This is a genomic window from Pseudonocardia sp. ICBG1293, from assembly GCF_020131355.1.
Classification (GTDB): Bacteria; Actinomycetota; Actinomycetes; order Mycobacteriales; family Pseudonocardiaceae; genus Pseudonocardia.
On record NZ_JAHLEL010000008.1, the window covers coordinates 98,995 to 122,721 of the forward strand.

Here is a 23,727-nt window from a genome sequence, read left to right on the forward strand (position 1 = left end):
CCCGAGGTGTCCGTTTCCGCCCTCCGGGATGTTCCGGAGGCCGACCCCGGGTTCGGTGATCGACGTGCGCTCGCGGCCCGCGCGGGGTGTCCTGGACCACATGGTGGATCACGGTCTGTTCGGCCCCCGCTCGGTGACCTGGCGGGTGCATCTCGAACCCGTGATGTGGGTCGCCGGGATGCGTGCGCTGCTGCTCCAGTCACTGGACCCGCGGGTGATGCGCGGGACGTACCAGAACTCCGCGCTGTTCGACCCGAAGAAGTCCTACGCGCGGTTCCGGCGGACCGTCGAGTTCGTCGGGGTCCGCACGTTCGGCCCACTCGCCGACGTCGACCGGGCCGGCGCCCGCGTCCGGCGGCTGCACGCCGGGCTGCGCGGACACGACCCGGACAGCGGGGAGAGCTACCGGATCGACGCCCCGGAGGGCCTGCTCTGGGTGCACGCCGCGGAGATCGAGTCCTACCTCGACGTCGCCCGCCGCGCGGGCCTGCTCGACGACGACACCGCGGACACCTATCTCGCCGAGAGCGTCCGCGCCGCCGAGGTGGTCGGCATCGACCCGGCCACCGTGCCGTCGTCGGTGGCGGAGATGGCCGACTACATGGCCTCGGTGCGTCCCCGGCTGCGGATGACCGACGAGGCCCGGCGCGCGGCCGGGAACCTGTTCGCCCCGCAGGGCGCGGCACCACTGCCGGTGCGGCTCGGCATCGCGGGCCTGTCCACGCTCGCACTGGCCACCCTGCCGCGGTGGGCACGCCGGCTGTACGGGCTGCCCGGTCTGCCGACGACCGACTGGTCCACCACGCTCACGCTGCGCGGGCTGCGGACCGCGAGCGGGGCGCTGCCGGACGTCCCCGGGCCGCCGGAGATCGAGGAGGCACGACGGCTGGTGCGCAGCGCTCGCGCGAGCGCGGCAGCCGGGTGACCGCGAGGGGGACGGCGCCGCGGCCCCGGCCGCGGCTCGTCGTGCCGCATCGTGGTGACGCCGGACGGGCGACGCGCGGCCGGGACGGCTGCGCGTTCCGCGGAACGCGTCCGACCCGGCACGACGACCCCCCGTCCGCCCCCTGCGGCAGCTCCCCCGGCGTCACGTCCGGCCCGTGATCTCCTCGACGACGCTCTCCCCGGTGCCCGGGCGGGACTCCCAGGCCCAGGTCTCGTGGGAACGCAGCCGGCCGTCGTCGAGGACCTCGAGGCGGGCCTCGCAGCGACCCGAGCTCGACCCGCCGTCGGTGGAGACGTGCACGTAGCGGAAGCGCAGGACATCGCCGTCGCGGGTGCCGGCCAGACGGCCCAGCCGGACGGCGCCACCGGCGTACTCGGCCCAGACGAGACCGTCGGCCTCGTGATAGTCGAAGACGGTGCGCTGCCCGACCTCGCCGTCGCCGGAGTTGTGCACGCCGGCGAACCGGCGGCCGTCCACGCTGGGTGCGCTGCTCACCCGGACACCCTGTCACGGAGGATGACGACCGTGGAGTTCCCCGAGACGCGTCGTACGCCGCTGGTCCGGACGTGCACCGACACCGGCGAGGGCCCGTGGAACGAGCTGCTCGGGACCCTGCGGGCGACGGGCACGTCGTTCGACGTCGTCATGGAGGACATGTTCGACGGCTGGTCGGTGGAGCGGGTGGTGACGTTCGCGCTGGAGGACGGCCTGCCCGCGCGGCACCCGCTGTTGCTCGTCGTGGACGAGCGGGCGCTGGCCGACCACGACTGCCCGGTCGTCCTCGCCGACCTACGGGGTGAGCCGGGCCGGACGTTCCGGATCGCCGCCGCGGTGCTCTCGGGCTTCCCCTCGCCCCGCGCCGGGTTCGCCGACCACGCCGACCACGCCGAGCTACAGCCCGACCGGACGTTCCGCGGGTTCTGCTGAGGGCGCGTCCCGCGGGAGGCGGCCGGGCCGGCTCAGACGCCGGTGCTCCCGTCGATCCGCTCCCGGACCAGGTCGGCGTGCCCCACGTGGCGGGCGTACTCGGCGATGACGTGGGTGAGGATCCAGGCCACCGACACCGCGTTCCCGCCGAGGGATCCGGTGCCGTGCGGGCCGGCCGCCCCGACCACCTCGCGGGCCCGGTCGACCTCCTCCTCCCAGGCGGCACGGGCCTCGGCGATGCCCGCGCTGCCGAGCTCGAACCCGCCGTCGTGGCCGGTCCCGGGCTCGCGCGGGTACAGCGGCGGCACGTCCTCCCCACCCAGGACCTGCCGGAACCAGTTCCGCTCCACGGCCGCCAGGTGCTGCACCAGCCCCAGCAACGTCAGCGACGACGGCGGCACCGACGCCGTCCGCAGCTGCTCGTCGGTCAGGTCCGCGCACTTGCCGACCAGGGTGGCCCGGTAGAAGTCGAGCCAGGCGGTGAGCGTGGTGTGGGTGTCGGCCTGCATCGGCGGATGCGTGCGGTCGGTCATGCCCGCGATCGTGGCAGCAGGGCCCGACACTTCCGCTCCCGGACGGACGGTGGTCCACTGCCGTCGTGACCGACACCCCGCCCACCGTGGTCCGCAGCAGCCGGGAGATCGCCGCCGACCCCGCGACCATCTTCGAGCTCATCGCCGACCCCGCCCGTCAGCCCGGGTGGGACGGCAACGACAACCTCGCCGAGGCCGCCGCCGGCCAGCGCGTCCGCGCCGTCGGCGATGTCTTCTCCATGCTCCTGACCCAGGGGAGCACGCGGGAGAACCGGGTCGTCGAGTTCGCGGAGGAGCGGCTGGTGGCCTGGCTGCCCTCCGAGCCCGGCAGCCCACCACCGGGGCACCTGTGGCGGTGGGAGCTGGAGCCGGTCGACGCCGGCAGGACCCGCGTGACCTGCACCTACGACTGGTCCGGCCTCGACCCGGACGACGCGTTCCGCCAGAAGCGGGCCCGGGCCACCACGGCGGACCGGCTCCGGGCCTCGCTCGACCGCCTCGCCGTCGCCGCCGAAAAGATGTGACGTACGACACTTCACCCGGACGAGCGATCATGGAAAGGTGCCCACCTGGCGGCATGGATGCCGAGCAGGTGATCACCGTACTGGCCGAGTTCCCCGACACCCGCATCGTCGAGGGCAACGGGGACGCGTTCGCGATTCACGACCCGGACCACGACTACGCGCAGCGGCCCCGACAGGGCTGGGCGACCGTGGTGCGGTCCGATGTGAACGACACCGCGTCCGATCTCGACCGTCCCGGGGCGTTCCGGCTCAACATCGGGCTGCCCACCGCGCGCTACCGGGAGCTGTTCCCGACCGACCCGGGCATCGACCCGACGAGCCGCGACGTGGTGTTCCCGCACCCCGTCTACGCGGCCTACCACTGGGTGGCGGTGGTGGAGCCGGACACCACCTGGCCGCGGGTGCGGGAACTGCTCGACGTGGCGCACGACTTCGCGGTCCGCAAGCACGGGAACGCGGTGCGGCGGCGGGGGTGACCGGCGCGCCGTGACGGCTCCGTCGACATTCACGGAGCGACGTCCACCGGAAGGCGTCACCACTCGACCTGCCGCACCATGTGGAACAATTTCCGGAGGAGGGCGCCCGTGACCTGGAGTATTCGCGAACTCGCCGCCGCAGCCGGAGTCACCCCACGCGCCGTGCGGCACTACAACGACATCGGACTGTTGAATCAGCCAGGACGGTTACCGAACGGGCACAAGCGCTACGGAACGACCCACCTCGCTCGACTCCGTCAGATCAAACATCTGACCGACCTCGGCTTCGATCTGGCTCGGATCGCGGCCATGAGTCATGCGGACCCCGCGGCACTCGCGAAGACGCTCGATGGCGAGCTGGCAGCCACGATCCGGAGGCTCCAGGAGGCCCGGACCGAACTGGACCGCATGCTGCACGCGGGCCCGACGGTCGACTTCGTCGCGCCGGCCAGCGCGCAGACCCTGACCCGGGCCGATCGGTCCTTCGTCGTCGTCCTGTCCCGGGTACTCGGCCCTCGGCAATGGCGTGCCTACACCGACATGATCTCGAGCCTGCCGCCCGACCCCGCCGGCCGCGAGTTCGAGCGGTTGGCGGCGGACGCCGACGAGCGGACCCGGCGGGATCTCGCCGGGCGGATGGTCGGCTACGTCCGAGAGATCCACCGCCGACACCCCGACCTCATCCATCTGTATGCCGACGCGCCCCGGGGAGGCCGGATCGCACGGCGCGCCGTGGCCGTCGCGGCGAGCGAGCTGTACAACCCTGCACAGCAGGAGGTGATGGCACACCTCAGGGCCGCTTCCACGGACATGTCACCGTGATCTCTCGTGCTCATCGGCGTCCGTCCGGGACGACGGACCACACTGCCGCCGGAACGGCCCGGCCGGTGAGCGCCGCACGGGGACCAGCGCGTCCACGGTGAGCTCAGGGCGGCAGCTGCCTCAGGGCGCCATCCCGGCCACCAGCAGGGCAGCACCTTGTGCGAACACGTTGTTGACCACGTGCACCACGAATCCGGGCCAGACAGATCCGCTTCGTCTGCGCAGCTCTCCGGCGACCACCCCGACGATGAGTCCGGTGACGAGTACGGCGTTGACGCCGTGCACGACAGCGAAGACGACAGCACTACCGACAACCCCGATCAGGGCTCCGTAACGCAGGAGAACAGTGGTGACGACCCCACGAAAGACGAGTTCCTCGCCGAGCGGGGTGAGGACGGCGATGAACAGAAAGGACAGGACGACCGACAGGAGACCCGCACCACCGGCATCCGCGTAGGCCTGTTGGACGTTCTCCGGCTGGATTCCCACAGCATAGAGAACAACTGCCAGCAATCTACTGAGGACGAAGGTGAGTACACCACCGGCGACACCCAGCAGGATCCACCGCATCGAGACGCCGACAACACCGAAATACGCCACCGCGCGCACGCGAAGTGCCACTGCCACCATGAACCCGGCGATGCCGGCCAGTCCGGACAGTGCACTGAGGAGTAGCCCGCGGGCCAGCGGCGGCAGACCGAGTGGCTGGATCGCATAGCCCACGCCGTAGGCGACCAGGGCGAAGACGGCGACCGCAAGGACGAGCTCACGCCATCCGGGGCCGGGTCGGCGGCTGGTCGAAATGACCGTCGGATTCTCCGACATCATGGTTTCCTTCTGTTGTCAGCTGCATCGACGACCGCACGATCGCGATGTCGGGTGCCCTGTGGGTCTGCGCCCGTTCTCCCGGGGACCGCCATGCGGTGGGCAGACCTGGGCTCGGCCCGGGTGGGTCGAGGCGTCGGCCCGCGGTATCTCTTCACTGCGCCGCCGGCGACCTCGCGGTGCACGGCGACATCGACCTGGCGCATGGGCCCTGCGGGGTGACGCCGAGGACGACCCCGAAGCGCCCGGCGCCGAGTCAGCTCCGGCGGACGGCGGCGCCCATGTCGACCGGGATGACGGAACCGGTGGTCCACCGGGCATCGTCGCCCGCCAGGTACACCACGGCCCGGGCGATGTCCTCCGGCTCCAGCCACTGCTCGTTCATCGGTGACACGGCCCGGAAGACCTCGAGGCAGTCATCGACGGTGGGCTCGGCCAGATCCGGGCGGAAGAGTCGGAGCTGACCCGAGTTCTGGGTGACCATCGGCGTGTTGACGATCGACGGGGCGATCACATTCACCCGGATCCGATCGGCCGCCACCTCGTTCGCCACAGAGGCGGCCAGCGCGATGACCGCCCCCTTCGTCGCGACGTAGTCGCTGAGGCCGGGCGCGTTCTTCAACGCCGCCGCCGAGCTGGTGATGATCACCGAACCGCCGCGGCCACCGGCCCGGATGTGTGGGAGTGCCGCCGCGAGGGTGTTGAACGTCCCCGTCAGATTGACGCCCACGACGTCGTCCCACCTGTCGGTCGGAATCTCCCAGACGTTCGCGGCGGGAGGCGAGACACCTGCGTTGGCGACCACCACGTCCAGGCGGCCCAACTCGGCCACCGCGTCCGCGAGCAATGCCTGGAGACCCGGACGGGCCCGGACGTCGAGAGCGGCGAGGATCGCCCGGCGACCCTGTGCCTCGATCTCACCTCGGACCTTGTCCAGGTCCTCCGTCGTCGACATGGGGTAGTCCATCGTCGAGACGGGCGCAGCCCGGTCGACGCCGATGATGTCGACACCTTCCTGCGCGAGAGCCAACGCATGGGCCCTGCCCTGGGCACGTGCGATGCCGGTCACGAAGGCGACCGATCCCCTGAGCGGCATGTGCACTCCTGTTCCGTGGCGTCGGTGAGGGTGCTCGTCCGTCGGACGAGGCGTTCCGTGGCCGTGCCACCGATGACGCAGCGGTGATCGAAGTACTTGACGCAACGGCACAGTCAAGGCCGCAGTGGTCGATGTCGCCCGGAGCACAGCGCGCTCGGCGGACGAGCCGCGACGTGGTGTTCCCGCACCCCGTCTACGCGGCCCACCACTGGGTGGCGGTGGTGGAGCCGGAGGCGACCTGGCCGCTGGCCCGGGAGCTGCTCGACGTGGCGCACGACTTCGCGGTCCGCAAGCACGGGAACGCGGTCCGTCGGCGGACGTGACCGGCGCCCCGACCGGGCCCGATCCGCCCGACCGACGGGGCGCCCCGCGTTCCGGACCGTCCCCACGGGGCCGGCCGCCGCCGGACGGGGTCGTCATCGGCGGCGCCGTAGGGTGGGAGCGGTCGGGGCGCCACACCCCGCGGACACCAGGAGGCGAGGCATGGCCGCGGACGTCGAGGGCATCTCGACACCTCTCGCCCGGTCGGCCTACGTCGCGATCCGCGAGGGGATCATCCACGGCGTCCACCCCCCGGGCAGCCGCCTGCGGGAGCGCACTCTCTCCGAGGACCTGAACGTGTCCCGGGTCCCGATCCGTGAGGCCCTGCGGCAACTCGAGCTCGAGGGATACGTGACGACCTCGCCCCACCGCGGGGCACTGGTCCGGCAGCTGACGCTCCGGGACGTCGCCGAGCTGTTCGACGTCCGCCTGTCGTTGGAGGTCCTCGCCGCCCGCCAGGCCGCCCTGGCGGTCGCCGAGGGCCGAGCCGACGACACCCTGCGCGGCGTGCTCGCCGAGGCGGACCGGGCCACCCGGGCCGGCGACGAGGACGCGATCCGGCAGGCCAACACGAGCTTCCACGCCGAGACCATCGCCATGACCGGCAACTCGCTGCTGATCGCGACCATGACACCCCTCCTGGGTCGGATCCGCTGGCTGTTCGCCCTCACCGCCGACCGCGATCCGCACGTCGAGTACGGCGAGCACGTCGCGCTCTGCGACGCCATCTACAGCGGCAACGCCGACCTCGCGGGCGCCCTCGCCTTCGCCCACATCGAGCACGGACGGGCGCCGTCGCTGCGCGGTCTCGCCGCGGTCCTGCCCGCGGACTGACGCCGCGGTTCGTATACCAAATCTGCCTGCATCGGCGCGAAGTCACGCCTTTGACACGGCGCGACACGTGCTGGAAACTCTTTTCGTATACCAATGAGGTCGTTCGTCGCTCGGCCCCCGCCCTCCTCGATCAGTCGGGAGGACCTGTCCATGCGGAGCTCAGACCCATGAACCCTCTCCAGACCCCTGCACCGTCCTCGTCCGGCACGGTGGCCGCGACGCTCGACCGGGCGGGCTTCACCCGCGCCCAGTTCTGGGTGCTCATGATCATTCTCGCCGGCATGTTCTTCGACACGCTCGAGCAGAACTCCGTCGGCGCGATGGGGACCAGCCTCAAGCTCGCGCTCGGCATCTCCGACGCCCAGCTGACGCTCATCAACACCGCGACCGTGCTGGGTGGCCTGGTCGGCCGGCTGCTCGGCGGATGGCTCGCCGACCGCTACGGCCGCCGCCTGTCCCTGTCGTTCAACCTGCTCGTCTACAGCCTCGGCGGCCTCGTGAGCGCGGTCGCCCTGAACTACGAAATGCTGCTGGCCAGCCGGTTCATCGTCGGCATCGGACTCGGCGGTGAGTTCACGATCGGGATTGCGATGCTCTCGGAGATGGTCGCGACCCGGCGACGGGGCGCCCTCGTCGCGGTGCTGAACATCGGCTCCGGCGGCGTCGGGAACTTCCTGTCCTACGGCCTGTTCTTCCTGCTCCTCGGCCCGCTGGCCCCCGCCCTCGGTGGCGACGGACTCGCCTGGCGCTGGACGTTCGTCCTGCTCGCCGCTCCTGCGCTGCTGGTCGTGGTCTACCGCCGCCGGCTGCCGGAGACCCCGCGGTTCCTGCTCTCCAAGGGCCGCGTCGACGAGGCGAACAGGTCACTGGCGATCCTGACCTCGTCGTCACTGAGCCCGCCGACGACCACCCCGACCGGGCCCCTCACCACCGACGACATCCCCGTGCGCCAGCTGCGGTCGTCCCCGGCCGCCGTGTTCGCCCGCAGTGTCCGGGCCCGCACCGCGGCGATCGGGACGGCGTCCTGGATGGCCTTCGGCGCACAGGTCACCCTCAACTTCCTGATGCCGACCCTGCTCGTGCAGCGCGGCTACTCCATCTCCGAGAGCCTGCTGTTCACCATGATCATGAACAGCGGCTCGCTGCTCGGGGCGTGTGACGCCGCGCTGCTCGCCGGCCGGGTCGGTCGTCGCGTCGCCGTGGGGGGCGCCGGGGTCCTGGGATGCCTCACCGCCGTCGCGTTCGCCGTGTTCGCCGACAGCACTCCGCTCATCCTCGTCCTGGGGGCGCTGTTCCAGTTCTTCACGATGATCACCAACACCACGCTCGCCGGGTGGTCGCCCGAGCTCTATCCGACGGCGATCCGCGGCAGCGGGACCTCCATCGTCAACGGCATCGGCAACATCGCGGGCGCGGTCATGCCGTTCCTCGCCGTCGTGCTGTTCGCCCGGTACGACATGGCCGGGGTCTTCGGCATGGTCGCGGTGATGTACGCCCTGCTCGTCGCGGCCTCCCGGTTCGCACCCGAGACCCGGGGCAGCTCGCTGGAGGAGATCAACGAGAACGTCGCGCCCGCCGCCGACACCGGCACCCCGTCCCGTCGCTGACGACGACGCACGACCAGAAGGAGCACCGATGGACACCCTGACCATCTCCGCGACGGCCAACGGCCTCAACTACCTGCCGGAGTACCTCGCCGACACCACCGGCGTGTTCGCCGATGCGGGGCTGGAGGTCACCGCGGTCGCCTGCGACCCCTGGACCGGGGTGCTGGACGACCTCGAGTCGGGCGCCGCCGACATCGCGCTGGGCGGCTTGTGGGTGCCGGGCATGTACGCGGGCACCCCCCGCGACCTGACCGTCGTCTGCCAGCTCAACCACCAGGCCCCGAAGGCGATCGTGCACCGCGGCGCACCCCGCTCGTTCACCTTCGACGACCTGCGCGGCGAGGTCGTGCTCGCGCCGGGCATCGGCGGGAGCGCACCGTACGCCGTCACCGCCGGGCTGGCCCGCGAGTCCGGAGTGGACCCGTCCGGGATCACGTTCCTGCGCGACCTGTCCACGCCGATGTTCGTCGAGCTCTTCCACGCGGGGCTCGGGGACGCCATCGTCCTCGACCTCGTCACGGCGCTGGAGGTCGAGGCGACCGGCGTCGGGCCCATCGTGTTCCGCAACCTCGACGGCGGCGGGGTCATGCCGAACAGCGTCTACTACGCCCGCACCGACCGCGTCGACGAGCTCCGCGACCGGCTCACCCGGTTCACCGCCTGCATCGACGCCGCGATGACCGCGCTGCCCGGCACGCCCGCCGACGTCGTCGAGTCGATCCTCACGACCCGCTGGCCCAGCCGCGACCTCGCGATCCTGCGCGACGCCGTCGCCGCCATGACCGCGAGTGAGCTGTGGTCCACGGTCGCGATCGACCCCGCGGGCAGCGACCGGTGGATGCGGATGATCGCCGAGGCGTCGATGGTCTCCCGGGCACCGCGCTACGACGAGCTGACCGACGACTCGTTCATGAAGGCCTTCCGGTGACCCTGATCCCCGTGGAAGCGCCCCCGGAGGGCGCGGTCGACCTGGGCGAGCTGATCGACGCCGTCCGGGCCCTGCACGTGGACCTGACACTCGGCGACGCCGAGCAGCCCGTCCCCGCGGTCGTGGAGACCGGCCCGTCGACGGTGCTCCTGCCGATGGTGGCGACGTCGCGTCGTCTCAGCCTCACCGTCGTCAAGGTCCTCACCGACGCGCAGGCCGACGGGCCGCTCCAGCAGTCCACGGTGCTGCTCCTCGACGCCGCGACCGGGACCAGGCTGGCTGTGCTCGCCGGCGGACCGGGCACCAGGATGCGGACGGCGGCGGCCAGCGCCGTCGCCACCGACGCGCTGGCCCGTGCCGACAGCAGCGTCCTCGGGCTGGTCGGCGCCGGGCCCCTGGCCGTCGAGCACGTCGCGGCGATCCGCCGGGTCCGGCCGATCGACCACGTCGTCGTGTGGTCGAGGACCGCACGACGCATCGAGGAGTTCCGGCGCGCCCTGCGGGCCCGGGAGCGGGCCGACGGCAGCCCCCCGGTCGGGGTCACGGTGTCCGCGGACGTCCGTGGCGTCGTCTCCGCGGTCGACGTGCTGTGCACACTGTCCCCCGCCCGGGAGCCGCACGTGCACGGCGCCTGGTTCGGCCCCGGTCTGCACGTCAACGCCGTGGGGGCGCCACCGCGACCCGACCACCGCGAGATCGACGGCGCGGCCCTGGCCCGGGCGCGGGTGGTGGTCGACTCGCGGGAGGTGCAGCTGCGCAAGTCCGGCGAGGTGCTCCTGGCCCTCGACGAGGCCGCCGTCACCCTCGAGGACGTGGGGCTGGAGCTGGGCGAGGTGCTCACCGGCGCGCACGGTCGGCGCCGTCCCGACGAGATCACCCTGTTCGAGTCGGTCGGTCTCGCCCTCCAGGATCTCGCCTACGCCGCGTTGGCCACGGGACGCCCGGTCGTCGCCCGCTGACCCGGGACGGCGGCCGTCCGCTCCCCCCACGTCCGCCACGGTCGTGGTCGGGACCTCGGGAGCCGCGTCATCGCGCGGTCACGTTCCCCACCTGGGTGCCGCCGACGACGATGACGTGCGGGGTACCGCGCGACGCCGACTCGCCCACCCTGTCGTGGACGGTGCCCACCGCGGTGCGCACGTCGGTGAGGTCCACCGTCGCTCCCGCCGGCAGCCGGAGGTCGACGTTCCCGACGACGAGGTCCACGTCGACGACGACCTCCCCGGTGACGAAGCGCGCGCGGCGCATGTCGAGGCGGGCATTGCCGAACCAGGACCGCACGACGACGCGCGGCGGGACCAGCCATTCACCGGTACGACGAAGGTCGCCGGCGGTGTTCGTCAGTTCGAGCACGTCACGTGTGGGCACGGCGTCCAGCGCGCCCGGGAGATCCAGCACCACGCTGTTCAGGTCCGCCCGGGTGACCGCGGCCGACACGGCCGCCAGCCGCTCGGCGAGCTCCGTCCCGTCGAGCCGGCCTTCGAGATGGTGCCGGTTGAGCAGGGCCGAGATGTGGTCCCGCTCGGCGTGGGAGACGCGGAGGTCCTGGGCGGGGACGGGAGCGTCGGGGCTCTCGTGTGCGGTCATGCGATCGACCGTATTGCTCGTCGCCGGCGAGCGGCTCGGGGTTCCTCCGGAGCGCGGGTCAGGGGCTGCCCGGGAACGACCGTCCAGAACTCGCAGGCACCGCCCCGGTCGCCTCGCTACCGTGCGGGCCGTGCAGGTGACGATCGTGCCCTACGCCGTCGACCACCGCCCGGCGGTGCTCGAGCTGTCGATCAGGGCGTGGGAGCCCGTCTTCCCCGGGATCGAACAGGCCGTGCCGCCGTTCGTCTACCGGTCCTTCTACCCCGACGGCTGGCAGGCGCGGCAGCTCGCCGACCTGTCGGCGGTGCTCGACGACGAGCCGGACTCCGTCGACATCGCCGTCGTCGGCGAGCAGGTCGCGGGATGGGTCTGCACCCGGCTGCATCCGGAGGACGACATGGGCGAGATCTACGTCCTGGCCGTCGACCCGCTCCAGCAGCGACGGGGAGTCGGCACCGCTCTCACCGAGCAGGCGTTCGCCCGTGTCCGCGCCGCGGGGCTCCGCATGGTCATGGTCGAGACCGGCGGCGACCCCGGCCACGCGCCGGCACGCGCCGCCTACGAGTCCCTCGGGTTCGTCCAGTGGCCCGTCGCCCGATACTTCCGAGATCTGCGCGGGTGAGGCCGTCCACCGGCTCACTACTCCGAGGGTGGCAGCGTCCGGCCCCTGCTCGACGTGACCGAACGGCGGTCATCGGTGTGACGGGCTGGTCGGACACCGCGATGGCTGCGCGGCCTCAGCACCTCACCCCGGCGGTGCGGAGGGACGTCGTATCACCGGAACTGCAACCGCCGCGGGCAGGGATGGCGGAAGCGGGGGGATTCGAACCCCCGGTCCTTTCGGACGCCCGCTTTCAAGGCGGGTGCATTCGGCCGCTCTGCCACGCTTCCGCAGGGAGGGTAACGGGGCCCGCTCAGCGCTCCGCGCGGTAGTAGGTGACCGGCCCCATCCTCGTGGACCCGGGACCGACCACCGCCGCGTCGATGAACCCCGCAGCGGCGAGCAGCTCCGGAACCGGCGGCGCGTCGTGCCCGTGGCCGTGGCCGTGGCCGTGGCCCCCGTGGTCGCCGTGACCGCCGCGCCGGGAACGGCGGTGGGCGGGATCGAGGCGGGCCAGCAGCGACAGCACCCTGGTGACGCCGTGCATCCGCCCGCCGGTGCGCGGGTCGTGGTCGAGGTCGACCAGGTGCAGGCTCCCGCCCGGTGCCAGGACGCGGTGAGCCTCCCGCAGCGCCGCGGCCCGGGCGTCGGCGGCGACGTGGTGCAGCATCAGCGAGGACGGGACCCGGTCGACGCTGCCGTCGTCGAGGGGCAGGTCCTCGGCCACACCGACGTGCAGCTCCAGCTCGACGCCGGCCTCGGCGGCCTTGCGACGGGCCGTGGAGATCGCCTCCGGGTCGGGGTCGACGCCGCGCACGGTGGCCGTCGGAACGGCCTCCTTCGCGCGCAGCAGGACGTTCCCGGTGCCGCAGCCGATCTCCAGCACGCGGTCCCGCGGACCGATGCCGGCCTGGGCCAGCAGTCGCCAGTACATCGGGACGGCGCCACCGAGCCGGGCCACCGTGTCGTAGCCGGGCAGCAGCCACGAGCTGACGAGCGCGGGCGTGTGGGCGTGCGTGGTCATCGGTTCCCCTCGGACGAACTTCGTGTTCATCATCCACTCTTGCTGGCGTTCCAGCTGCCCACCAGGCACGATCCATGGGCGTGATGGGACGAACTTCGGATGTCCCGCTCGTCGGCTTCGCCCACTCGCCGGTGCCGATCTCGGTACAGCACGTCGACGGGTCGGGAGTGACCCTGCCGCGGGTGCGTGGCGCGCACGCACACGACTTCCTGATGCTCGTCCACATCGTGCGCGGTGCGTGCGAGTACCGGGTCGACGGACGCACCTGGGACCTCCGCGAGGGCGACGCGTTCGTGATCGCGCCCGGTGCGGTGGTCGACCACGCCGCGGAGAGCACGGGGCCGCCCGGGGAGCTGTGGTCGGTCCTGTTCCCCGCGGAGGCGGTCGCGCCCGCGTCCTGGCGGGACCATCCGCTGCTCGCCCCGTTCGTCGGACGCCACCGCGGCGGCGGGCAGCGGATCGCCGTCCCGTCGGCCGACCGGGCGACCTGGCGGAGCCGTTTCGCCGATCTCGACGACGAGCTGTCCCGTCGCCGCGACGGCCACGCCGAGGCCGCCCGCGCCCACCTCACCCTGCTGCTGGTCGCGCTCGGCCGGCTCGTCGACGACGTGCCCGCCGAGTCCGGTGACCCACTGCTGGCGGCGGTGTTCGCCCTCGTCGAGGAGCGGTTCGCCGGGCCGCTGTCGCTGCGCGACGTCGCCGCGGTCGTCGGACTCACCCCCGGGCACCTGACGACCGTCGTGCGGCGCGGGACCGGACGGACCGTGCAGCAGTGGATCACCGAGCGGCGGCTGCGGGAGGCGCGCCGGCTGTTGACGTCCACCGACCTGCCGGTCGCCGACATCGGGGTCCGCGTCGGCTACCCCGATCCCGGCTACTTCGCCCGACGCTTCCGTGCCGCCCACGGCAGCGCCCCCGCGACCTGGCGCGCGGGACCCGCCACCCCCTGACGGGTGGCGGGTGACGTCCGCGCCGGTGCGGTCCGGCGCGATGTGGTGGGATTCCCCCGGTCTCATCTCGGGAGGACGACGTGCGGTTCGACGAGAACGCCCGGCTCGACACGTCCGGCGTGGACGACCTGCGCGGGTCCGGCGGCGGCCGGGGCGGCGGGGTCGGCGGCCGGGTGGCCGGTGCGGGCGGCGGTCTGGGCCTCGTCGGCGTCATCCTCTACCTGCTCCTGTCGAACTTCGCGGGCGTCGACATGTCCGGGATGGGGGCGGGCGGCGGCTACCCCGGACTCGACCAGGTCGGCTCCGGCCAGACCGCGGACAACTCCTCGCTGCAGCAGAACTGCGCCACCGGCGAGTCGGCGAACACCTCGACCGACTGCCGCGTCGTCGCCGTCGTCAACTCCCTCGACGACTTCTGGGCCACCCAGTTCACCTCCGGCTTCACCCCGCCGCGGACGAACTTCTTCTCCGGCGGGGTCAGCACCGACGGCTGCGGCTCGGCGACGTCGGACAGCGGGCCGTTCTACTGCCCCGCCGACTCCGAGATCTACATCGACCTCACCTTCTTCCAGGAGCTGCAGACCCGCTTCGGCGCGCAGGGCGGGCCGTTCTCCCAGGCCTACGTGATGGCCCACGAGTACGGCCACCACATCCAGAACCTGACCGGCACCAACCGCCGGGCGGGCAACGACACCGGCCCCACCTCGGGCTCGGTGCGCCTCGAGCTGCAGGCCGACTGCTACGCGGGCGTGTGGGCGAACCACGCGACGACCACGCCCGGCCCGTCGGGCAGGCCGCTGATCAGCGAGCTGAACCGGTCCGACATCGACGCCGCCCTGGACACCGCGTCCCGGATCGGCGACGACTACATCCAGTCCAACCTGGGCGGCGGCCGCGTCGACGAGTCCCAGTTCTCGCACGGCAGCTCCGCGCAGCGGGAGAAGTGGTTCACCACGGGGCTGCAGAGCGGCAACCCGGACGCCTGCGACACCTTCGCCGCGCGCAGCCTCGACTGAGACCCCGCCCGGGAGCCCGCTAGGGGCGCAGCCGACCCAGCTGGTGGTCCAGCACGGCGAGGGCACCGGCACCGTCGGTACCGCCCAGCAGCACCGACTCCGCGAGACCGCCGGCCAGCGCGAGCAGCACGACGGCCTCGCGGTCCGGGTCGAGCGCGGCGAGCTCGCCGCGGTCACGGGCCGCGGCGAGCCGGTCGGCGACGGCGTCGTGCAGGAGCCGGTCGCCGGCCCGGTAGGTCTCGCGCAGCCGCTCGTCGCCGAGGGACCGGATGAGGAAGGCGGAGCCGACACGGGCGTCGGCGCGGGCCTCGTCGTCGAGCGGGAGCAGCGCGCCCAGCAGGACGCGGACCTCCTCCAGCGGCGAGGACGGCGCCGCCGTCGCCATCCGCGCGCGCACCCGCTCGTCGACCCGCAGCCGCAGCTGCTGTGCCGCGAAGTCCAGCAGCTCGTCGCGGGAGGCGAAGTAGTGCTGCACCCGCCCCTTGGACACCCCGGCCTCCTGCGCGACCCGCGCCAGGCTGACCGCCTCCAGACCCTCCGCGGCCGCGATCCGCCACAGCGCCCGCGCGATCTCGTCGCGCCGCAGGCCGTGGTCGACCACCCTCGGCATCGCCCACCCCGTTCCGATCCGATCGGCTTGCGAAAAACGCCGCCCGCTTTTACAGTCCGATCGTATCGTAAAACAGGGGGACCGATGCGCACCGGACACTTCACCAGCACCGCGGCCCGCGACCGCTTCCGCACGCTGCACCGCACCGTCGTCGCAGGGCTGGGACCGACGACCGGCAGGTACATCGACACGAGCCACGGCTCCGTCCGGGTCCTGACCTGCGAGGGACCGGCCGGGACGCCGCTCGTCCTGCTCCCGGGCGCGGGCTCACCGGGGGTGAGCTGGGAACCGAACGTGCCCGCGTTGCGCCGGCTCGCGACCGTCCACCTCGTGGACCCGCTCGGCGGCCCGGGGGCGAGCGCCCAGGACGTGCCGATCCGGAACCTCGCCGACCAGGTCCGCTGGCTGCGCGACGTGCTGGACGCGCTGGGACCGTGCCACCTCGTCGGGACCTCGCTCGGCGGCCGCCTCGCGTTCGAGGTCGCCCTCCGCGCGCCGGCCGGGATCCGGACGCTGACCCTGCTCGACCCGGCCGTCACGTTCGCCCGCATCCCACCGGGGACCGTGGCCGCCTCGCTCGGAGCGCTCCCCGGCGCGCCGGCGTGGCTGCGCAGGCGGTTCGTCGCCCGCCTGGGCGACGGTGCCGACGTCGGCGACGACCCGGTCGCCCGGTTGATCGAGGCCGGCCTGTCCGGCTACGCCTCGGCGGTGCCGCACCCGTCGCTGCCCTCGGCGCGCGACGTGGCCGCGGTCGATGTCCGCACCCTGGTGCTGCTGGGCGGGCGCAGCACGATGCTCGACCCCGTCCGCGCCCGGGAGCGGGCCGCGTTGCTGCCCCGCGGCACCGTCGAGGTGTGGCCGGACGCAGGCCACGCGCTGCCCGGCGAGTTCCCGGAGCGGGTCGCCGAGCGCCTCTCGTCACTGGTGGCGGCGTGAGCCGCCGGGAGCTCGTGACGACGGTGCTCGCCGACCTCGTCGCGCCGCTGGTGGTGTTCTACGGCCTGCGCGCCGCCGGCGCCGACGCGGTGACCGCGCTGCTCGCCGGGGCCGCGGTCCCGGCGGCGCGGGCGCTGTGGGTGCTGGCGCGTGACCGGCGCGCCGAGTGGTTCGCCCTGCTGGTGCTCGCGCTGTGCCTGGCGAGCGCGGCGACGGCGCTGGTCGGCGGGGACGAACGGGTCCTGCTCGCCCGCGACGCCCTGGTCACCGCCGCCCTCGGCGCGGTCCTGCTGGCGAGCGTCCCGACGGCCCGTCCGGTGCTGTTCACCGTCGGGCGGCTCACCCTCACCGACGCCGGCCACAGTCCCGACGAGTGAGACCGCCGCTGGGCGTCGCCGGCGCGGTTCCGTGGGATCTGGCGGTGGCTGACGGCGGGCTGGGCGGCCGGGCTGTTCGCCGACGCGGCGCTGCGGGTGCTGGCCGCGTACACGTTGCCGGTCGACGTGGTGCCCGCCGTGCACGCCGTGCAGTGGTTCGCCGTGCTGGCCGTGCTGCTCGTCGCCGGGCAGGTGTGGCTGCGGCTGCCCCGGCACCGCGCGCTGGTCTTCAGCTGACCGGGGGCTCCGCGGCGAGGAACCCCGCCAGGTCCGCGGTGTAGCCCTCGACGACCGGCTCCCACCCGGGCCGCACGAACGCATCCCGGTCGAGGCGTACCCGGTACTCGGTGACGCGCTCGTCGTCGTGCACGATCGTGGCGGTGCCGTCGTCGCGGTAGCCGAGCCGGGCCGACACCGCCGCGGACCGCGCGTTGCCCGTCAGGTACTCCGAGCGCGCCACCAGTGCCCCGAGGTGGTCGAAGGCGAACGCCAGCACCGCGGCCCGCATCTCGGTCCCGTACCCGCGGCCCTGCGCGTGGCGCACCAGGTACGAGCCGGTCGAGACCTCGCGGCGCACGCCGAACCGGTCCCCCACCACGTCCTGCAGGCCGACCACCCGGTCCTGTGCCCGTACGACGAACGTCAGCGTCCACCACTCCGGTGACGCCCTCGCCCGGTTCCCCCAGAAGTACTGCACCATGCCGCGCCCCAGGTGGCGCGGGTCAGCCCGGGTCCACGGAATGCGGAACGGCATCTCCGACGACGGGTGGATCCCGCTCGCGTGGACGGCCGCGACCAGCTCGCGCAGCGACACGTCGTCCTCGGTCCGCAGCTCCAGGTGCGGGGTCCGCAGCACCAGCCCGGCCATCGGCCACGGGTCGGGCACCGGGTCGATCGGCGCGGGCAGCACGTCCATCGGGCGATGATCCTCCGATCGCCGACGACGGCGCCACGGAATACCGTCGCGGGCATGTGGGCGATCACCCTGAGCGAGTACGGCGGACCGGAGAACATGACGTGGGCGCAGGTGCCCGACCCCGAGCCCGCACCGGGCGAGGTCGTGCTCGACGTCGTGTCCTCGGCCGTCAACCGGGCCGACCTGCTGCAGGTCCAGGGCAACTACCCGGTCCCGCCGGGCGCCTCGGAGATCCTCGGTCTGGAGTGCGCGGGCCGGATCGCCGCGCTCGGCGAGGGGGTCACCGGCTGGTCGGTCGGTGACGAGGTCTGCGCCCTGCTCGCCGGTGGCGGCTACGCGACGAAGGTCGCCGTCCCGGCCCCGCAGCTGCTGCCCGTCCCCGAGGGCGTCTCCTTGGAGGAAGCCGGCGGCCTGCCGGAGGTCGCGTGCACGGTCTGGTCGAACGTGTTCCTGGAGGGGCGTCTCGCCGAGGGTGAGACCTTCCTGGTCCAGGGCGGCTCGTCGGGCATCGGGACGCACGCGATCCAGGTCGCCAAGGCGTTCGGCGCCCGGGTCGCCGCGACCGCGGGGCACGCCGACCGGCTGCAGTTCTGCCGCGACCTGGGCGCGGACATCGTCATCGACTACCACGACGACATCGCCGAGGCGCTGAAGAAGGCCACCGACGGCCACGGCGCCGACGTCATCCTCGACAACATGGGCGCCAAGGGCCTGACGAACAACCTGTCCGCGCTCGCCCGCGACGGCCGCCTCATGATCATCGGCATGCAGGGCGGGGTGAAGGCGGAGCTGAACATCGGCGCGCTGCTCGCCAAGCGCGGGCACATCTCGGCGATGGGCCTGCGCGGACGACCGGTCGAGGGGCCGCACTCCAAGGCCGAGGTCGGCGCGGGGGTCGCCGGGAACGTGTGGCGGCTGTTCGCCGACGGCCGCGTGCGGCCGGTGGTCTTCGAGCGGTTCGCGATGTCCGACGCGGCCGAGGCGCACCGCAGGCTCGACGCCGGTGGAGTGACCGGCAAGCTCCTCCTCGTGAACTCCTGAGCGGGCGGGTCCAGAATGGCGGGCATGAGCGACGAGCAGGAGACACCCGGGGACCGGGTCGTGGTGGTCGGCGCCGACGGGCGTCCGGTGGGCATGGCGTCGGTCCCGCAGGACGACGAGGCCCAGAGCCCCGCATCGATGGTCGAGCAGCCCGCGAAGGTCATGCGGATCGGCACCATGATCAAGCAGCTGCTCGAGGAGGTGAAGGCCGCGCCGCTGGACGAGGCGTCCCGCGAGCGGCTCAAGGAGATCCACGAGAACTCCGTCAAGGAGCTCGAGGAGGGCCTGGCGCCGGAGCTGCGCGAGGAGCTGCAGCGGCTCAGCCTCCCGTTCACGGCGGACAAGACGCCGTCGGAGGGCGAGCTGCGGATCGCCCAGGCCCAGCTGGTGGGCTGGCTGGAGGGGCTGTTCCACGGCATCCAGACCGCGCTGTTCGCCCAGCAGATGGCCGCCCGCGCGCAGCTGGAGCAGATGCGTCGCGGACTGCCCCCCGGTGTGGGTGGCGCACCCGAGCAGGGCATCCCGGAGGGCATGGGCCGGGGTACGGGGCAGTACCTCTGAGGTCGGTCGCCGCGCGCCGTCGACCTGCGGTTTCGGTCGCGCTCGGCAGGGGGCTCCCCTGCCGGGCCGCGCCGGGGGCCGTGAGTACCCTCGTCGGGTGGCCGTGACCGTGACCGACGAGCCGGGCGACGTCGTCGACCCGTCCGAGGTGTCGAGCCCGCGCAGCTGGAAGCGGGCCTTCGCGGACCTCGCCCAGGGCTGGCGGCAACGGCCGCTGTGGGGCTACCTGGGCTGGCAGGACATCAAGCAGCGCTACCGGCGCTCGGTCCTGGGACCGCTGTGGATCTCGATCAGCATGGGCGTCATCGCGCTCGGCCTGGGGATCCTCTACTCGGCGCTGTTCCAGATCTCTCTGGCGACCTTCCTCCCGCACGTCGCCGTCGGGCTGCTGATCTGGAACTTCGTGTCCGGCTGCATCCTCGAGGGCAGCGAGGTCTTCATCGCCAACGAGGGCCTGATCAAGTTCCTCCCGGCACCGCTGAGCCTGCACATCTACCGGCTCGTGTGGCGGCAGACGCTGTTCTTCCTGCACAACCTGGTCGTCTGGGTCGTGCTGATGATCGTGTTCCCGCACCCGCTGGGGCTGTCGTCCCTGCTGGCGGTCCCGGCGTTCGTGCTGCTGGCGGTGAACGGGGCGTGGGTCGCGATCCTCGCCGGGATCCTCGCGACCCGGTTCCGGGACATCCCGCCGATCATCGCCAGCGTCACCCAGCTGGTCTTCTACCTGACCCCGATCGTCTGGTCGGTGGACATCCTCAGCGACAACCCGGCCGCCCGCGAGCGTGCCCAGCTGGTCGAGCTGAACCCGGTCTTCCACTTCGTCGAGATCGTGCGCCAGCCGCTGCTCGGCCAGGAGATCGTCGGCCGGTACTGGCTGGTGACCGGCGTGATCACGCTGGTCGGTTGGACCGCCGCGCTGATCTGCCTGCGCAACTACCGCTCCCGCGTCGCGTACTGGGTGTGAACCTCTGTGACTGAACCCCGCATCCGGATCGACGCCGCAGGCGTGGACTTCCCGATCTTCGACGCCAAGACGCGCTCGCTGAAGAAGGCCGTCCTCGGCAAGGCGGGCGGCCGGATCGGCACCGACGCCAAGGTGCCGATCATCGAGGCGCTGCGCGACATCACCGTCAGCCTGGACAAGGGCGCGCGCGTCGCGCTGGTCGGGCACAACGGCGCCGGCAAGTCCACGCTGCTGCGGCTGATGGCCGGCATCTACGAGCCCACCCGCGGCCGGTCGCTGGTCCGCGGCAAGGTCGCGCCCGTCTTCGACCTCGCCGTCGGGATGGATCCGGAGATCTCGGGCTACGAGAACATCCTGATCCGCGGCCTGTTCCTGGGCATGACGCGCAAGCAGATGGAGGCGCGGATCGACGACATCGCCGCCTTCACCGAGCTCGGCGACTACCTGGAGATGCCGCTGCGGGCGTACTCCACGGGCATGCGGGTGCGGCTCGCGCTCGGCGTCGTCACCTCGATCGACCCCGAGATCCTGCTGCTCGACGAGGGCATCGGCGCCGTCGACTCGGAGTTCCTGAACAAGGCCCGCGACCGGCTGCACGAGCTCGTCGACCGCTCCGGGATCCTCGTGTTCGCCTCGCACTCCGACGAGTTCCTCGCCGACCTGTGCGACACCGCGCTGTGGATGGAACACGGGACGATCAAGGAGTACGGCCCGCTGCACGAGGTCCTCGACCACTACAAGGGGCGGACCCCGTCGTGACCGGACCGCTGCCGCCCGGCTCGGTCGTCGGCGTCATCGTGACGCGCCACCGCGCCGACCTCCTCGTCGACTCGCTCGCGGCGATGGCGAAGCAGACCCACCCGCTGGCCCACCTGATCGTCGTCGACAACGGGCCGGACCTCCCCGCGCGCGACGCCGTCGAGGCCGTACCGCTGCCGACGACCTGGCTGCCGTCGTGGTCCAACCTCGGCGGCGCCGGCGGCTTCGCCCTCGGGATGCTGCACGCCCTCGCGATGGGCGCCGAGTGGATCTTCCTGGCCGACGACGACGGCCACGCCGCCGACGAGTCCACCCTGGCGACCCTGCTCGACGTCGCGGAGCGGCACGGGCTGGCCGCGGTGTCGCCGGTGGTGGCCGACAAGGCCTCGCCGGACCGGCTCGCGTTCCCGCTGCGCCGCGGCGTCACCTGGCACCGGTCCCGCTCGGCGCTGGGCACCGACGACCTGCTCCCCGGCATCGCCTCGTTCTTCAACGGCGCCCTGTTCCGGGCCTCCACCCTCGAAGTGATCGGGGTGCCGGATCTGCGGCTGTTCGTCCGCGGCGACGAGGTGGAGATGCACCGCCGGATGGTCCGGTCCGGGCTGCCCTTCGGCACCGCGCTGCAGGCCACCTACCTGCACCCCTACGGCTCCGACGAGTTCAAGCCGATGCTCGGTGGGCGGCTGCACGCCCAGGACCCGGGCGACGCGGTGAAGCGTTTCTACACCTATCGCAACCGCGGCTACCTGATGTCCCAGCCCGGGATGCGGAGGATCGGCCTCCTGGAGCTGCCGAGGTTCGCCTGGTACTTCCTGGTCACGAAACGCGACCCACGCGCCTTCCGGGACTGGCTCTCCCTCCTGAGACAAGGCCGCAGGGAACAGTTCCACCGCGCCCCCTGAGCATCCACACCCCGTGACCGTCATCCACACCTGTTGCAGCAGGTGTGGATGACCGAGAACGGGTGTGGACGTGCTGTCCACACCCGGTGGAGTTGTCCACAGGCCGGTGATCCGGGGGCGGTGCTCGCCGGGGTCGGCCAGGGTCGTCGGTATGACGCGCGAGGTGCTCCCGACCGACGCCCACGGGCTGGTGCGGCGGGGCGTGCTGCGTGACCAGGGTTTCTCCGACGACGAGATCGACCGGCTGCGACGCACGGGTGTCCTGACCGGTGTGCGGCGTGGGGTCTACCGGCTCGCCGGTGGGGAGGGGCCGGACTCCGCCGTCGTCGACCACGTCCTGCGGGCCCGTGCCGCCGCGCCGGGGCTGTCGTCGGAGGCGGTGTTCGGCCACGTCACCGCGGGAGCACTGCTCGGCCTGCCGATCTGGGCCATCCCGCTCGACCGGCTGCACGTCGTCCGGTCCCGGCCGACCGGGGCCCGGACCCGCGGGGACCTGGTCGTGCGGAGCGGGACACTCCTCCCCGACGAGATCGTCGACGTCGACGGTCTGCGCGTCACCGGTCCCGCCCGCACGCTCGTCGACCTGGCCCGGTCGGTGCCCGCCGAGGAGGCGCTGGTCGTCGCGGACGGGGCGCTGCAGGCCGGGGTCGTCGCCGGACGCACGGGACGCCGTCACCCCGGCGCGACGACACCCGCGGAGATCACGACGGCGCTGAGCAGGGCCGGGAGGTCGAACGGGGTGGGAGCGGCACGCCGGGGCCCTCGCCCTCGCCGACCCGGCGAGCGAGAGCCCCGGGGAGACCCGCAGCCGGCTCCGCATGCATCTGGCCGGCCTGCCGGTTCCGGTGACGCAGTGGCGCATCCCCGGGACGCGCTATCGCGCCGACTTCGCCTGGCCGGATCGCGGGGTCGTCGGCGAGTTCGACGGCCGGACGAAGTACGGACGCACCCTGCATCCCGGTGGAGACGCCGCCGAGGCGCTCTGGGAGGAGAAGCGCCGGGAGGACCGCATCCGGCGCACCGGGCTCACCGTCGTCCGCTGGACCTGGCAGGAGATCAGCGGCCCCGGCCCGCACGGCATGGTCGCTGCCCTCCACCGGGCGCTCCGGGCCTGACGGACGCACACCCCCTGTCCGGTCCGCACACCCCTTGCAACGGGTGTGGATACGAGGGTCAGTTCTTGAAGATGACCCAGCGGAGCATGACGAAGTTGATCGCGGTGGCGGTGCCCTGTGCGACCAGCCAGGCGAGGCTGGTGTCGTAGGTCAGCGGCGGCAGCAGGTGCAGGACGAGGGAGTTCATCCCGACGTTCACCGCGAAGGTCGTGCCGTACAGGGCCACGAAGCCGGCGAACCTGGCGCGACCCCCGGTGTTCGCGCCGGTGAAGGTGAAGCGCTTGTTGAGCAGGTACGCCGTCGTCGTACCGAGGATGAAGCTGATGCCCTTCGCGAACGGCACCCACAGGCCCGCGTTCAGCAGCAGGTGGTAGACGCCGAAGTCGACGATCGCGGAGAGCACGCCGATCGCGACGAAGCTGCCCAACTGCCGGACGAGGCCGAGGCGCGGAGCCGGGGTGTCGGCCGGGCCGGTGGCCGGGGGCTCGGCCCGGGTGGGCTCGGTGGCGGTCACCCGTCGAGGGTAGCG

31 protein-coding genes and 1 tRNA gene are annotated in these 23,727 nt (G+C 72.7%); 22 read left to right on the forward strand and 10 right to left on the reverse strand.

What is annotated here, in order from left to right; genetic code table 11:
- The first annotated feature begins 100 nt into the window (after nucleotides 1-100).
- Entirely contained in the window at nucleotides 101-925 is an 825-nt protein-coding gene (locus KPF47_RS05330) for an oxygenase MpaB family protein (protein WP_224387421.1), read from the forward strand.
- A gap of 162 nt (nucleotides 926-1,087) precedes the next feature.
- Here KPF47_RS05330 and KPF47_RS05335 read toward each other — a convergent pair whose 3' ends face one another.
- Complete coding sequence (locus tag KPF47_RS05335; protein ID WP_224387422.1) at nucleotides 1,088-1,441, reverse strand: hypothetical protein; 354 nt, start codon at nucleotides 1,439-1,441, stop codon at nucleotides 1,088-1,090.
- 30 nt (nucleotides 1,442-1,471) lie between these two features.
- On the opposite strand from KPF47_RS05335, the gene KPF47_RS05340 reads away from it, so the two are divergent.
- Nucleotides 1,472-1,873: a hypothetical protein gene (locus KPF47_RS05340; protein ID WP_224387423.1), complete on the forward strand. Its 402-nt coding sequence runs from the start codon at nucleotides 1,472-1,474 to the stop codon at nucleotides 1,871-1,873.
- Nucleotides 1,874-1,905: 32 nt separating this feature from the next.
- On the opposite strand, the gene KPF47_RS05345 is transcribed toward KPF47_RS05340, so the two are convergent.
- Nucleotides 1,906-2,406 (reverse strand): DinB family protein, encoded by a 501-nt coding sequence (locus KPF47_RS05345; RefSeq protein WP_224387424.1) that lies wholly within the window; start codon nucleotides 2,404-2,406, stop codon nucleotides 1,906-1,908.
- Between the two features lie 65 nt (nucleotides 2,407-2,471).
- On the opposite strand from KPF47_RS05345, the gene KPF47_RS05350 reads away from it, so the two are divergent.
- The 3 genes from KPF47_RS05350 (at nucleotide 2,472) to KPF47_RS05360 (ending at nucleotide 4,228) form a co-directional block, all read left to right on the forward strand.
- Nucleotides 2,472-2,930 carry an SRPBCC family protein gene (locus KPF47_RS05350; RefSeq protein ID WP_224387425.1) on the forward strand — a complete coding sequence of 153 codons (459 nt, stop codon included), beginning with the start codon at nucleotides 2,472-2,474 and terminating at the stop codon, nucleotides 2,928-2,930.
- A gap of 53 nt (nucleotides 2,931-2,983) precedes the next feature.
- Nucleotides 2,984-3,406 carry a DUF6194 family protein gene (locus tag KPF47_RS05355; RefSeq protein WP_224387426.1) on the forward strand — a complete coding sequence of 141 codons (423 nt, stop codon included), beginning with the start codon at nucleotides 2,984-2,986 and terminating at the stop codon, nucleotides 3,404-3,406.
- A 108-nt stretch (nucleotides 3,407-3,514) separates the two neighbouring features.
- On the forward strand, nucleotides 3,515-4,228 hold the full coding sequence (locus tag KPF47_RS05360; RefSeq protein ID WP_224387427.1) for a MerR family transcriptional regulator: 714 nt from the start codon (nucleotides 3,515-3,517) through the stop codon (nucleotides 4,226-4,228).
- A gap of 120 nt (nucleotides 4,229-4,348) precedes the next feature.
- On the opposite strand, the gene KPF47_RS05365 is transcribed toward KPF47_RS05360, so the two are convergent.
- On the reverse strand, nucleotides 4,349-5,056 hold the full coding sequence (locus KPF47_RS05365; protein WP_224387428.1) for a CPBP family intramembrane glutamic endopeptidase: 708 nt from the start codon (nucleotides 5,054-5,056) through the stop codon (nucleotides 4,349-4,351).
- A gap of 253 nt (nucleotides 5,057-5,309) precedes the next feature.
- A complete protein-coding gene (locus KPF47_RS05370; protein ID WP_224387429.1) occupies nucleotides 5,310-6,149 on the reverse strand; it encodes a mycofactocin-coupled SDR family oxidoreductase in 840 nt (279 codons plus the stop codon).
- A gap of 131 nt (nucleotides 6,150-6,280) precedes the next feature.
- Here KPF47_RS05370 and KPF47_RS05375 point away from each other — a divergent pair, with 131 nt between their 5' ends.
- From KPF47_RS05375 to KPF47_RS05395, 5 genes are all read left to right on the forward strand, one after another.
- Nucleotides 6,281-6,472: a DUF6194 family protein gene (locus tag KPF47_RS05375; protein ID WP_224387430.1), complete on the forward strand. Its 192-nt coding sequence runs from the start codon at nucleotides 6,281-6,283 to the stop codon at nucleotides 6,470-6,472.
- A 160-nt stretch (nucleotides 6,473-6,632) separates the two neighbouring features.
- Nucleotides 6,633-7,304 (forward strand): GntR family transcriptional regulator, encoded by a 672-nt coding sequence (locus KPF47_RS05380; RefSeq protein ID WP_224387431.1) that lies wholly within the window; start codon nucleotides 6,633-6,635, stop codon nucleotides 7,302-7,304.
- Nucleotides 7,305-7,471: 167 nt separating this feature from the next.
- Complete coding sequence (locus KPF47_RS05385; protein ID WP_224387432.1) at nucleotides 7,472-8,911, forward strand: MFS transporter; 1,440 nt, start codon at nucleotides 7,472-7,474, stop codon at nucleotides 8,909-8,911.
- A gap of 28 nt (nucleotides 8,912-8,939) precedes the next feature.
- Entirely contained in the window at nucleotides 8,940-9,839 is a 900-nt protein-coding gene (locus tag KPF47_RS05390) for an ABC transporter substrate-binding protein (protein ID WP_224387433.1), read from the forward strand.
- A complete protein-coding gene (locus KPF47_RS05395) occupies nucleotides 9,836-10,798 on the forward strand; it encodes an ornithine cyclodeaminase family protein (protein WP_224387434.1) in 963 nt (320 codons plus the stop codon). Before KPF47_RS05390 ends, KPF47_RS05395 begins: the two co-directional genes overlap by 4 nt.
- 67 nt (nucleotides 10,799-10,865) lie before the next feature.
- Here KPF47_RS05395 and KPF47_RS05400 read toward each other — a convergent pair whose 3' ends face one another.
- Nucleotides 10,866-11,426: a DUF1707 domain-containing protein gene (locus KPF47_RS05400; protein WP_224387435.1), complete on the reverse strand. Its 561-nt coding sequence runs from the start codon at nucleotides 11,424-11,426 to the stop codon at nucleotides 10,866-10,868.
- Between the two features lie 130 nt (nucleotides 11,427-11,556).
- Here KPF47_RS05400 and KPF47_RS05405 point away from each other — a divergent pair, with 130 nt between their 5' ends.
- Entirely contained in the window at nucleotides 11,557-12,048 is a 492-nt protein-coding gene (locus tag KPF47_RS05405; RefSeq protein ID WP_224387436.1) for a GNAT family N-acetyltransferase, read from the forward strand.
- Between the two features lie 183 nt (nucleotides 12,049-12,231).
- On the opposite strand, the gene KPF47_RS05410 is transcribed toward KPF47_RS05405, so the two are convergent.
- Nucleotides 12,232-12,317: transfer RNA gene (locus KPF47_RS05410), tRNA-Ser, on the reverse strand.
- Between the two features lie 23 nt (nucleotides 12,318-12,340).
- Nucleotides 12,341-13,051, reverse strand: a complete 711-nt coding sequence (locus tag KPF47_RS05415) for a class I SAM-dependent methyltransferase (protein WP_224387437.1) — start codon at nucleotides 13,049-13,051, stop codon at nucleotides 12,341-12,343.
- 83 nt (nucleotides 13,052-13,134) lie between these two features.
- On the opposite strand from KPF47_RS05415, the gene KPF47_RS05420 reads away from it, so the two are divergent.
- Both KPF47_RS05420 and KPF47_RS05425 read left to right on the forward strand, forming a co-directional pair.
- Entirely contained in the window at nucleotides 13,135-14,001 is an 867-nt protein-coding gene (locus tag KPF47_RS05420; RefSeq protein WP_224387438.1) for an AraC family transcriptional regulator, read from the forward strand.
- A gap of 80 nt (nucleotides 14,002-14,081) precedes the next feature.
- Nucleotides 14,082-15,017 (forward strand): neutral zinc metallopeptidase, encoded by a 936-nt coding sequence (locus tag KPF47_RS05425; RefSeq protein WP_224387439.1) that lies wholly within the window; start codon nucleotides 14,082-14,084, stop codon nucleotides 15,015-15,017.
- Nucleotides 15,018-15,036: 19 nt separating this feature from the next.
- Here KPF47_RS05425 and KPF47_RS05430 read toward each other — a convergent pair whose 3' ends face one another.
- Nucleotides 15,037-15,627: a TetR/AcrR family transcriptional regulator gene (locus KPF47_RS05430; protein ID WP_224387440.1), complete on the reverse strand. Its 591-nt coding sequence runs from the start codon at nucleotides 15,625-15,627 to the stop codon at nucleotides 15,037-15,039.
- An 84-nt stretch (nucleotides 15,628-15,711) separates the two neighbouring features.
- Here KPF47_RS05430 and KPF47_RS05435 point away from each other — a divergent pair, with 84 nt between their 5' ends.
- The 3 genes from KPF47_RS05435 to KPF47_RS05445 all read left to right on the forward strand — a co-directional run bounded on the left by KPF47_RS05435 (nucleotide 15,712) and on the right by KPF47_RS05445 (nucleotide 17,177).
- Nucleotides 15,712-16,563 (forward strand): alpha/beta fold hydrolase, encoded by an 852-nt coding sequence (locus KPF47_RS05435; protein WP_224387441.1) that lies wholly within the window; start codon nucleotides 15,712-15,714, stop codon nucleotides 16,561-16,563.
- Nucleotides 16,560-16,940 carry a VC0807 family protein gene (locus tag KPF47_RS05440; RefSeq protein WP_224387442.1) on the forward strand — a complete coding sequence of 127 codons (381 nt, stop codon included), beginning with the start codon at nucleotides 16,560-16,562 and terminating at the stop codon, nucleotides 16,938-16,940. Before KPF47_RS05435 ends, KPF47_RS05440 begins: the two co-directional genes overlap by 4 nt.
- A gap of 96 nt (nucleotides 16,941-17,036) precedes the next feature.
- Nucleotides 17,037-17,177, forward strand: a complete 141-nt coding sequence (locus tag KPF47_RS05445; RefSeq protein ID WP_224387443.1) for a hypothetical protein — start codon at nucleotides 17,037-17,039, stop codon at nucleotides 17,175-17,177.
- On the opposite strand, the gene KPF47_RS05450 is transcribed toward KPF47_RS05445, so the two are convergent.
- A complete protein-coding gene (locus KPF47_RS05450) occupies nucleotides 17,170-17,856 on the reverse strand; it encodes a GNAT family N-acetyltransferase (RefSeq protein ID WP_224387444.1) in 687 nt (228 codons plus the stop codon). The genes KPF47_RS05445 and KPF47_RS05450 overlap by 8 nt on opposite strands.
- Before the next feature lie 54 nt (nucleotides 17,857-17,910).
- On the opposite strand from KPF47_RS05450, the gene KPF47_RS05455 reads away from it, so the two are divergent.
- From KPF47_RS05455 to KPF47_RS05480, 6 genes are all read left to right on the forward strand, one after another.
- Entirely contained in the window at nucleotides 17,911-18,897 is a 987-nt protein-coding gene (locus KPF47_RS05455; RefSeq protein ID WP_224387445.1) for an NAD(P)H-quinone oxidoreductase, read from the forward strand.
- 15 nt (nucleotides 18,898-18,912) lie between these two features.
- Complete coding sequence (locus KPF47_RS05460; RefSeq protein WP_305080405.1) at nucleotides 18,913-19,458, forward strand: bacterial proteasome activator family protein; 546 nt, start codon at nucleotides 18,913-18,915, stop codon at nucleotides 19,456-19,458.
- A 97-nt stretch (nucleotides 19,459-19,555) separates the two neighbouring features.
- Nucleotides 19,556-20,422 carry an ABC transporter permease gene (locus tag KPF47_RS05465; RefSeq protein WP_082375643.1) on the forward strand — a complete coding sequence of 289 codons (867 nt, stop codon included), beginning with the start codon at nucleotides 19,556-19,558 and terminating at the stop codon, nucleotides 20,420-20,422.
- A gap of 6 nt (nucleotides 20,423-20,428) precedes the next feature.
- The gene (locus KPF47_RS05470) at nucleotides 20,429-21,181 is read left to right on the forward strand and encodes an ABC transporter ATP-binding protein (RefSeq protein ID WP_224387446.1); all 753 of its coding nucleotides are present in this window, start codon (nucleotides 20,429-20,431) and stop codon (nucleotides 21,179-21,181) included.
- Nucleotides 21,178-22,083, forward strand: a complete 906-nt coding sequence (locus KPF47_RS05475) for a glycosyltransferase family 2 protein (RefSeq protein WP_224387447.1) — start codon at nucleotides 21,178-21,180, stop codon at nucleotides 22,081-22,083. Before KPF47_RS05470 ends, KPF47_RS05475 begins: the two co-directional genes overlap by 4 nt.
- An 818-nt stretch (nucleotides 22,084-22,901) precedes the next feature.
- Entirely contained in the window at nucleotides 22,902-23,198 is a 297-nt protein-coding gene (locus KPF47_RS05480) for a hypothetical protein (protein ID WP_224387448.1), read from the forward strand.
- Nucleotides 23,199-23,256: 58 nt separating this feature from the next.
- Here the strand turns inward: KPF47_RS05480 and KPF47_RS05485 are convergent, their stop codons facing one another.
- Nucleotides 23,257-23,712, reverse strand: a complete 456-nt coding sequence (locus tag KPF47_RS05485) for a GtrA family protein (RefSeq protein WP_308015328.1) — start codon at nucleotides 23,710-23,712, stop codon at nucleotides 23,257-23,259.
- Nucleotides 23,713-23,727: the final 15 nt, after the last annotated feature.

Coding starts and splice junctions, on each gene's coding strand:
- KPF47_RS05365 (WP_224387428.1), bottom strand. CDS start 5,056: ATGATGTCGGAGAATCCGACGGTCATTTCGACCAGCCGCCGACCCGGC.
- KPF47_RS05450 (WP_224387444.1), bottom strand. CDS start 17,856: ATGGACGTGCTGCCCGCGCCGATCGACCCGGTGCCCGACCCGTGGCCG.
- KPF47_RS05345 (WP_224387424.1), bottom strand. CDS start 2,406: ATGACCGACCGCACGCATCCGCCGATGCAGGCCGACACCCACACCACG.
- KPF47_RS05400 (WP_224387435.1), bottom strand. CDS start 11,426: ATGACCGCACACGAGAGCCCCGACGCTCCCGTCCCCGCCCAGGACCTC.
- KPF47_RS05355 (WP_224387426.1), top strand. CDS start 2,984: ATGGATGCCGAGCAGGTGATCACCGTACTGGCCGAGTTCCCCGACACC.
- KPF47_RS05430 (WP_224387440.1), bottom strand. CDS start 15,627: ATGCCGAGGGTGGTCGACCACGGCCTGCGGCGCGACGAGATCGCGCGG.
- KPF47_RS05330 (WP_224387421.1), top strand. CDS start 101: ATGGTGGATCACGGTCTGTTCGGCCCCCGCTCGGTGACCTGGCGGGTG.
- KPF47_RS05370 (WP_224387429.1), bottom strand. CDS start 6,149: ATGCCGCTCAGGGGATCGGTCGCCTTCGTGACCGGCATCGCACGTGCC.
- KPF47_RS05460 (WP_305080405.1), top strand. CDS start 18,913: ATGGCGGGCATGAGCGACGAGCAGGAGACACCCGGGGACCGGGTCGTG.
- KPF47_RS05480 (WP_224387448.1), top strand. CDS start 22,902: ATGCATCTGGCCGGCCTGCCGGTTCCGGTGACGCAGTGGCGCATCCCC.
- KPF47_RS05420 (WP_224387438.1), top strand. CDS start 13,135: ATGGGACGAACTTCGGATGTCCCGCTCGTCGGCTTCGCCCACTCGCCG.
- KPF47_RS05380 (WP_224387431.1), top strand. CDS start 6,633: ATGGCCGCGGACGTCGAGGGCATCTCGACACCTCTCGCCCGGTCGGCC.
- KPF47_RS05385 (WP_224387432.1), top strand. CDS start 7,472: ATGAACCCTCTCCAGACCCCTGCACCGTCCTCGTCCGGCACGGTGGCC.
- KPF47_RS05435 (WP_224387441.1), top strand. CDS start 15,712: ATGCGCACCGGACACTTCACCAGCACCGCGGCCCGCGACCGCTTCCGC.
- KPF47_RS05455 (WP_224387445.1), top strand. CDS start 17,911: ATGTGGGCGATCACCCTGAGCGAGTACGGCGGACCGGAGAACATGACG.
- KPF47_RS05415 (WP_224387437.1), bottom strand. CDS start 13,051: ATGACCACGCACGCCCACACGCCCGCGCTCGTCAGCTCGTGGCTGCTG.
- KPF47_RS05375 (WP_224387430.1), top strand. CDS start 6,281: ATGTCGCCCGGAGCACAGCGCGCTCGGCGGACGAGCCGCGACGTGGTG.
- KPF47_RS05390 (WP_224387433.1), top strand. CDS start 8,940: ATGGACACCCTGACCATCTCCGCGACGGCCAACGGCCTCAACTACCTG.